Source organism: Micromonospora sp. C51, assembly GCF_018070435.1.
In the GTDB taxonomy this organism is placed as follows: Bacteria; Actinomycetota; Actinomycetes; order Mycobacteriales; family Micromonosporaceae; genus Micromonospora; species Micromonospora sediminimaris.
This window is the reverse complement of the sequence record NZ_JAGPXQ010000010.1, coordinates 163,452-170,869: the sequence shown is the minus strand read 5'-3', so window position 1 is coordinate 170,869 and position 7,418 is coordinate 163,452. Positions and strand designations below refer to the sequence as shown.

Annotated in this window: 7 protein-coding genes; 3 read left to right on the top strand and 4 right to left on the bottom strand. The window is 71.5% G+C overall.

The window, feature by feature from the left end; genetic code table 11:
• Positions 1 to 116: 116 nt before the first annotated feature.
• The gene (locus KBX50_RS14370; protein WP_210937524.1) at positions 117 to 1,295 is read right to left on the bottom strand and encodes an MFS transporter; all 1,179 of its coding nucleotides are present in this window, start codon (positions 1,293 to 1,295) and stop codon (positions 117 to 119) included.
• Positions 1,296 to 1,450: 155 nt separating this feature from the next.
• Between KBX50_RS14370 and KBX50_RS14365 the strand changes: the two genes are divergently transcribed.
• Positions 1,451 to 2,233, top strand: coding sequence for an IclR family transcriptional regulator (locus KBX50_RS14365; RefSeq protein WP_210937523.1), 783 nt, complete (start codon positions 1,451 to 1,453; stop codon positions 2,231 to 2,233).
• An 82-nt stretch (positions 2,234 to 2,315) separates the two neighbouring features.
• Here the strand turns inward: KBX50_RS14365 and KBX50_RS14360 are convergent, their stop codons facing one another.
• Positions 2,316 to 4,442 (bottom strand): PhoX family phosphatase, encoded by a 2,127-nt coding sequence (locus KBX50_RS14360; protein ID WP_210937522.1) that lies wholly within the window; start codon positions 4,440 to 4,442, stop codon positions 2,316 to 2,318.
• 246 nt (positions 4,443 to 4,688) lie between these two features.
• On the opposite strand from KBX50_RS14360, the gene KBX50_RS14355 reads away from it, so the two are divergent.
• Positions 4,689 to 5,183 (top strand): sigma-70 family RNA polymerase sigma factor, encoded by a 495-nt coding sequence (locus KBX50_RS14355; RefSeq protein ID WP_232511229.1) that lies wholly within the window; start codon positions 4,689 to 4,691, stop codon positions 5,181 to 5,183.
• Positions 5,180 to 5,872 carry an anti-sigma factor gene (locus KBX50_RS14350; RefSeq protein WP_210937521.1) on the top strand — a complete coding sequence of 231 codons (693 nt, stop codon included), beginning with the start codon at positions 5,180 to 5,182 and terminating at the stop codon, positions 5,870 to 5,872. The genes KBX50_RS14355 and KBX50_RS14350 overlap by 4 nt, the downstream gene beginning before the upstream one ends.
• A gap of 32 nt (positions 5,873 to 5,904) precedes the next feature.
• Here the strand turns inward: KBX50_RS14350 and rarD are convergent, their stop codons facing one another.
• The gene (gene rarD / locus KBX50_RS14345) at positions 5,905 to 6,840 is read right to left on the bottom strand and encodes an EamA family transporter RarD (protein ID WP_210937520.1); all 936 of its coding nucleotides are present in this window, start codon (positions 6,838 to 6,840) and stop codon (positions 5,905 to 5,907) included.
• Complete coding sequence (locus tag KBX50_RS14340; RefSeq protein ID WP_210937519.1) at positions 6,837 to 7,334, bottom strand: GNAT family N-acetyltransferase; 498 nt, start codon at positions 7,332 to 7,334, stop codon at positions 6,837 to 6,839. The genes rarD and KBX50_RS14340 overlap by 4 nt, the downstream gene beginning before the upstream one ends.
• Between the last annotated feature and the right edge of the window lie 84 nt (positions 7,335 to 7,418).

Here is a 7,418-nt window from a genome sequence, read left to right as displayed (position 1 = left end):
CCACCGGCCCCACCCCCGCCGGGGTGATCAAGAGGTTTTGGTCGCTGTCCGCGCGGATCCTGACGCAAACTTCTTGATCAACCTTCGGGGCGGGGGAGTGGGCGTGGGCGTGGGGGTCAGCGGGGGGTGGAGAGGAGCGGGGTGGCGGTGAGCATGAGGATGGCGGCGACGAGCATGGCGACGGCGGCCGTGAGCCACATCGCCGGATAGCCGGCCGCGGCGGCCAAGGGGCCGAGGGCGAGCGGGCCGAGACAGCCGCCCGCGTACACCCCGGTCTGGGTGATCGAGGTGGCTGCGGCCGGTGCCTGCGGGTGCAGTTGGACCACCGCGAAGTTCATCAGCCCAGGCCAGGACCAGCCGAGACCGAAGCCGAGCACCACGCCGACCACCAACGGCCCGGGGCCGGCCACCGCGAGCAGGCCCAGCCCCACCGCGCCGGCCACCAGCAGACCGGCGATCACCGCGATGTGTCCGCCGGTGCGTCGGTCGGCGAGCCAGCCGATGCCGATCCGGGCCGCGACGCAGACCGCGCTGCCGAGCGTCAGGGTGAGCCCGGCCATGCCCGGACCGAGGCCCCGGTCGACCGAGGCGTCGACCACGAAGGTGCCGAGCGCGTTCGCCGCGCCCGCGGCCAGCGTCGCGGCCACCCCGACGAGGACCAGGCCCGGGCTCGCGCCGCCGGTCTTTCCGGTGCGCCGCCGTGCGGTCGGGGCGCCCTGCGCGGGTACGGCCGGCAACGCGGCCAGCGCCGCACCGGCTGCCGCCACGAAGGCCCAACGCCAACCGACGGTCAACGCGAGGGTGGGTACTGCCACACCGGCCAGCAGGGTGGAGACCGGAATGGCCGCCTGCTTGACGCCGAACGAGAGCCCCTGCCGTCGGGGCGGGACGTGCCGGGCGAGCAGGGCGTTGCTGGACAGTTGACCGAGCGCGTTCGCGGTGCCGGCCACGGCGAGCAGACCGACCAGCACCGGATACGACCGGGCGGCCACCGCCACGGCCAGCAGGGCGCCGGCGGACACCAAGATGCCGGCCCGGGCCACCACTGCGGCACCCCACCGCTCGACCATCGCGCCGGACGGCACCGAGGCGAGGGCACCGACAGCGAAGTAGACCGCCACGACGAGTCCCAGACCGGCGGGGGAGAAGCCCAACTCCTCCCGCAGCTGCACGGCGAGCCCGCCGACCAGGAAGACCGGCAGGACACAGACGATCGTGACGGTGACCGCGACCGCACTGGCCCGGACGGGTCGTGCGGCGGCCGCCGCGGTGCGTGGAGGGGCGATGCGGGTCATGGTGCGGCCAACCTACGCCAGTCGCATCCCGGCGACGGAAAGTGCGGCGTACGTCACATCGCGTATTCGATTACCCTTGGATCATCCACCCGATCAGGCGTTTCGCGCCGGGCCGCTTTTTCATATGGTGTAAGTCCCCGGTGGCGGAGGTGGTTGTGCGTGACCCCCTGGCGGAACCTTCGGACCTGATCCGAAGTGTCTCCCGCGCGCTTCGAGTGCTTGAGTCGGTCGGTCGTGCCCCACGGGGCCTGACGGTCAAACAGATCGCCCGCCGCTGCGAGCTGACCGTGGCCACCACATACCACCTGGTCCGCACCCTCGCCTACGAGGGCTATGTGATCCGTCGGGAGGACGGCACGTACATCGTGGGTCTGGAGGTGGCCGACCGTTACCGGGAACTGGTCGCCGCCTTCCGCGGCTCACCGGCCATCGGGGAGAGTCTGCGGCGGGCGGCCCTGGAGACCGGCTGGAGTCACTTCCTGGGCCGGTTCGTGGGCGGTCAGGTGGCGATCACCGCCGTGGCGGAGGGACACCGCTCGCCGTACCTGGAGGATCTCGTCCCCGGGTTCGACGAGGGCGCGCATGCGACCGCGCTCGGCAAGGCCCTGCTCGCCACGCTCACCGCCGAGCAGCGCCACCGCTACCTGCGCGAGTACGGCATGCGTCCGTTCACCAGCGCCACCCTCACCACCCCTGAGGCCTTCGAGGCCGACCTGACGGCCGGCGACCGACGCGGGATGCAGTTGGAGCTGGGCCAGTTCCGGCAGGGTGTGGCCTGCGCCGCCGTGCTGGTGAGCCCGGACAAGGACATGGAACGGCGGACGGTGCTGGCCTGCGCGCTGCCGGCCAGCGAGATGATGACCTCCGCCCGGGTGGTCCGGGCGAAGCTGCTCACCGCGGCCCGTGCCATCGCCGACGGCCTGGCCGCCGACAACTGACCTTCGTCGCCCGCCGAGACGGCCCCCTCCCTGGTGGGGAGAGGGCCGTCGGATGGGCGGCCGGCGCGATGCCGGGGCGGGGTCAGCTACCGACCGGTCCGCCGTCCAGCCGCCAGGTAACCACCACGCCCGGCTTGGCGTAGTCGCCGTCCGGCCAGGTGGAGGCCGGGTTGTCGATGGTGGCACCGGTGATCTCACCCGGGTGCTGCACGGCCACGAAGACCGAACGCTCGTCGTCGGTGAAGAACGGGCCGCAGGTCTCCGCGCCGACCGGCACCGTCAGGAACTGCTTCAGGTGGCCCCTCTCCGGTCCTTCGATGGGGGTGGCGAAGAGTCCGTCGTTGCTGCCCAGGGCGTTGCCGTCGGTGGAGATCCACAGGTTGCCGGCCCGGTCGAAGAGCAGGTTGTCCGGGCAGGAGATCGGCGACACCTTGGTCTTGTCGTACCCGGCGAAGTAGGTCGACGGGTCGGCCGGGTCGCCGCAGACGATCGGCAGCGACCACGTGAACGCGTCGGAGGTGTTGTCCCCCCGGTCCTCGACCAGCTCCAGGATCTGCCCGTGCCGGTTCGCGGTACGCGGGTTGGCCTCGTCCGGTGCCGGGTTGCTGCCGACCCCGCGGTTGGAGTTGTTGGTCAGCGCCACGTACACCTTGCCGGTGCGTGGGCTGATCTCCACCTCCTCGGGGCGGTCCATCTTGGTCGCCGCGGCCTTGTCGGCGGCGATGCGGGTGAAGGTCAGCACCTCGGCGGCGGTCATCCCGTCCACGTAGGAGCGGTTGCCGCTGACCAGCTTGATCCAGCGGCCCCGGCCGTTGAAGGCGCCGTCGCTGGGCAGGGTGCCGGAGCCGTCGATCTCACCGGCGCTGGTCTGGTCGAGCTTGGCGACGTAGAGGGTGCCCGACTCCAGCAGCGTCAGGTTGTGCTTGCGAGCGACCCAGGAGTCACCCTTCATGAACTTCTTGTCCGAGACGAACTTGTACAGGTAGTCGAAGCGCTCGTCGTCGCCCATGTACGCGACCACGTGCCCGTTGCGCGCGACGATGACGTTCGCGCCCTCGTGCTTGAACCGGCCGAGCGCGGTGTGCTTGCGCGGGCGGCTCTCCGGGTCGAACGGGTCGATCTCCACGACCCAGCCGTGCCGGTTGGCCTCGTTAGGGTGCTTGGCGAGGTCGAAGCGTTCGGCGGCCCGGTCCCACTTGCGGCTGCCGCTGGGGTAGCGGGCGGTGGTGCTGATCCCGTAGCGCGCCAGCCGGGCCTTCTCCGACTCCGGTGCCGCGTCGCCGCCGACGAAGTACTGGTTGAAGTTCTCCTCACCGGAGAGCACCGTGCCCCAGGGGGTGACCCCACCGGCGCAGTTGTTGAGCGTGCCGATGACCGTACGGCCCTTCGGGTCGGCGGCCGTCTTCAGGAACGACGAGCCGGCGGCCGGGCCGGTCAGCTCGAACTTGCTGCTCAGCGCGTCGACGCGGCGGTTGTACGGCCGACGGCCGGAGTCGACGACCTGCCACTGGCCGGTGCCGGCGACCCGCTCGATCTCCACCACCGACATGCCGTGTGCGGCCATCGCCACCTTCACCTGCTCGACGCTGAGCGCGTCCTGGCTGGTGAAGCCGGGGAACATCAGGTCCTCGTTGGTGTACTCGTGGTTGACCACGAGCAGTGCCCGCTTGCCGCGCTTGTCCAGCGGAAGCACGCCGACGAAGTCGTTGTTGTAGCCGAACTGCTTGGCCTGTGCGGCGGGGGTCTGCCGGCGCAGGTTGAACTCCGGTGCACCGGGCACCACCGGGTCACCCCAGCGGATGACCACGGCGTGGTCGTAGCCGTTCGGGACGACGAACGTGTCGAGGGTGTTCGGCGGGATCGGCTTGAAGCTCAGGGCACCGCTGCCCGGACGACGGCCGGCCGTCGCCGGCTGACCGGCCGGCGGCACCGGGGGGACCGGGGCCGCGGCGGCGGCGGGGGCCGCGCCGGCCAGCGCGCCGGCCGCAGCGCCGCCGAAACCGAGCACCAGGGCGCCGACCGCCCCGGCGCGGACCACGCCGCGGCGGCTGACCTCGGCGTTCACCACGTCACCGAAGTACGCGTTGTCGGAGGTGTTGGGTACCGGGTGGTCACAGGCGTTGCCGCAGCGGTATAGGCAGGTCATGGCGTCGCGGCTGCCGTGGCGGGGGGTGCCCAGCAGCGGGAGCAGCCGAGGACGGTCGCTCATGGGGAGGATCCTCCTGAGGGTCGGTGCACGTCGGTGCAGGTCACCGACGCGTACCCGCCGGACGCTAGGGCGGCGCGGTGAGCGCGGGTCAGCGTCGATGTGAACCAGCGATGAACTCCACTCCCGGGAATCCCAGGTTGAGCTGGGAATGAACCGTTCGGCGTGACAGCACGTATCTCTGGTCGTAACACCGCGCCCGCTCGCGCCGAGAGCGAGGAGAAGACCATCAGCGACCACGACGCCCACCTGCTGCGCGCCCTGCATGACGAGCATGCCGAGGCGCTGTACGCGCACGCGCTGCGGCTGGTCAACGGCGACCGGCAGCGGGCCGAGGATCTGGTGCAGGAGACGCTGCTGCGGGCCTGGCGGCATCCGGAGTCGCTCGACCCCCGGCGCGGCTCGGTACGGGCCTGGCTCTTCACCACCGCTCGTAACCTCGCGATCGACGCCTGGCGGCGGCGGTCCACCCGGGTCGGCGAGGTCTACACCGACGAACTTCCCGAGCCGCCGGAGGTCGTCGACGAAACCGAGCGGGCCGTCGAGGCGTGGACGGTCGCGGAGGCGCTCAACCGGCTGAGTCCCTCGCACCGCGATGTCCTGGTGGAGTGCTTCTACCAGGGTCGATCGGTTTCCGAGGCGGCCTCCCGGCTGGGCGTGCCGCCGGGCACTGTGAAGTCCCGCACCCATTACGCGCTGCGCTCCCTACGGCTGGTCCTGGCCGAGATGGGGGTGACCGGATGAACCGTTGCGAGTTCGCCTACGACGACGGGGCGTACGTGCTCGGCGCGCTCTCTCCCGCCGACCGGGTGGCCTACGAACGGCATCTCGTCGACTGCCCGGCCTGCCAGCAGTCGGTCTCTGAGATCGCCGTGCTGCCCGGTCTGCTCGGCCGGCTGGATCCGGCCAGCCTCGAACAGTTCCTGCCGCCGCCGGAGAACCCCCGGGTGCCCGAGCTGCTCAATGCCGCACGGGACCGCCGACGCCGCGAGCGGCAGGCCAGCCGGCTGCGGTACGCGGTCATCGGGCTGGCCGCCGCCGCGTTCGCTCTGGTGGTCGGCCTCGGGGTGGCCACGATCCTGCCCGGGCAGGGGCCGAACGGGCCGGCGGGACAGGTCCGGATGGTGCAGATGCAACCGGTGGCCGGAACGGTGCCGGTGCACGCCGAGATCGGCCTGACCGGCACCAACTGGGGCACCGAGGTCACCATGCACTGCGGCTACGACGAGCGGGCCGGGTACGGCAAGGCGAACGCCTTCCGGCTGGTGGCGCACGCCGGGGACGGTTCGCAGGAGCAGATCGGTTCCTGGCTGGCGGCGCCCGGCGACGACCTGCGGATCACCGGAGCGACCCGGTTCACCAACGCCGAACTGGTCCGGCTGGAACTGATCCGTGCCGACGGCACTCCCGTGCTCGCCTACGAAGTCCGCTGAACCGCGCCTCAGCTTGCTCGCTGGCGGCGACCTCAGCGACTGGTGGCGACCGCCGGCGTGGGTGGCACGGTGCCGTCCAGGCGCAGACGGCGGGTGTGCCGCGCCTGACGTACGGCGTCGGCGGTGAAGACGATCAGGGCGAGCCAGACCAGGGCGAAGCCGGCCAGCCGGGCCGGCGGCATCGGCTCGTGGAAGATCAGTACACCGCAGCCGAGTTGGAGGATCGGCGCCACGTACTGGAGCATGCCGAGGGCGGACAGTGGCAGCCGGTTGGCGGCACCGGCGAAGAGCAGCAGCGGAATGGCGGTCAACGCTCCGGCGAGCACCAACAGGGCCGTGTGCCCGACCGAGACGTGGCCGAACGCGGCGTCACCGGTGGCGGCGAGCCAGCCGAGGTAGCCCAGCGCGGGCAGCGACAGCACGGCCGACTCGACGAACAGGCCCTCGGCCGCAGGCAGGCCCAGGCGCTTCTTCACCAGGCTGTACCCGCCGAAGGTGAACGCCAGGATGAGCGCGAGGTACGGCAGCCGGCCGTAGTCGACGGTGAGCACGGCCACGGCCAGGGCGCCGACGCCGAGCGCCACCCACTGTGCCGGGCGCAGCCGCTCGCGGAGTACCAGCACCCCGAGCAGGACCACCACCAACGGGTTGATGAAGTAGCCGAGGGCGGTTTCCACCACCCGGTCGGAGTTGACGCCGTAGATGTAGGTGAACCAGTTGACCGCGATCAGCGTGGCGGCGGCACCGATCCCCGCGAGGGCCCGGGGCCGGCGCAGCAACGCCCGCAGGAAGCCGATGTTGCGCAGCGCGACGAGCAGCAGCGCGACGAAGGCGACGGACCACACCACCCGGTGGGCCAGGATCTCCAGCGGACCGGCCGGCCGCAGCAGCTTGAAGTAGAGCGGGAAGAACCCCCACAGCAGGTACGCACCTAGTCCGTAGAGGTATCCGAGGCGGAGCGACGTCACGGCTCCACCGTAAGGGGCGTACTGGGCTGTCGATCCTTGCTGGTGAGCGGGCTCACGACCTGGTCGCGCTGGTCGAACTCCATCCACCGGTCGGCGCGTACCCCGCCGAAGCCGACCTTCGCGTACACCCCGTGGGCGTCGTTGGTGGCCAGCAGGATCCGGCGTACGCCAAGCTCGGCCAGATGGTCACGGACCGCGCCGGCCAGCCAGGTGCCCAGCCCCCGGCCCCGTTCGGCCCGGTCGACGTAGACGTCGCAGAGGTAGGCGAAGGTGGCCCGGTCGGTGATGACCCGGGCGACGGCGACCTGCCGGCCGTCCGCCGGCCGGTACACGCCGAACCCGACGGATCCGGCGAACGCCCGCGTCACTGTCTCCCGGTCCCGCCCGAGCGCCCAGTACGCGTCCCGGCTGAGCCAGGTGTGCACGAGATCCAGATCGAGCCGGGCGGGATCCGTGCTGATCGTGTAGCCGTCATCGCGGGCGAGAGTGAACACGCCGCCGAAGCTAGTGCCTCACCCTGGGCGTTTCGGCAGCCAATTCCCGGGATATGGCCGCCGCTCGCGCCCGGCCGGCGGTCA

Excerpts from the sequence above, each read along its gene's own strand:
- KBX50_RS14370 (WP_210937524.1), bottom strand. The coding sequence starts at position 1,295 with ATGACCCGCATCGCCCCTCCACGCACCGCGGCGGCCGCCGCACGACCC.
- KBX50_RS14360 (WP_210937522.1), bottom strand. The coding sequence starts at position 4,442 with ATGAGCGACCGTCCTCGGCTGCTCCCGCTGCTGGGCACCCCCCGCCAC.
- KBX50_RS14350 (WP_210937521.1), top strand. The coding sequence starts at position 5,180 with ATGAACCGTTGCGAGTTCGCCTACGACGACGGGGCGTACGTGCTCGGC.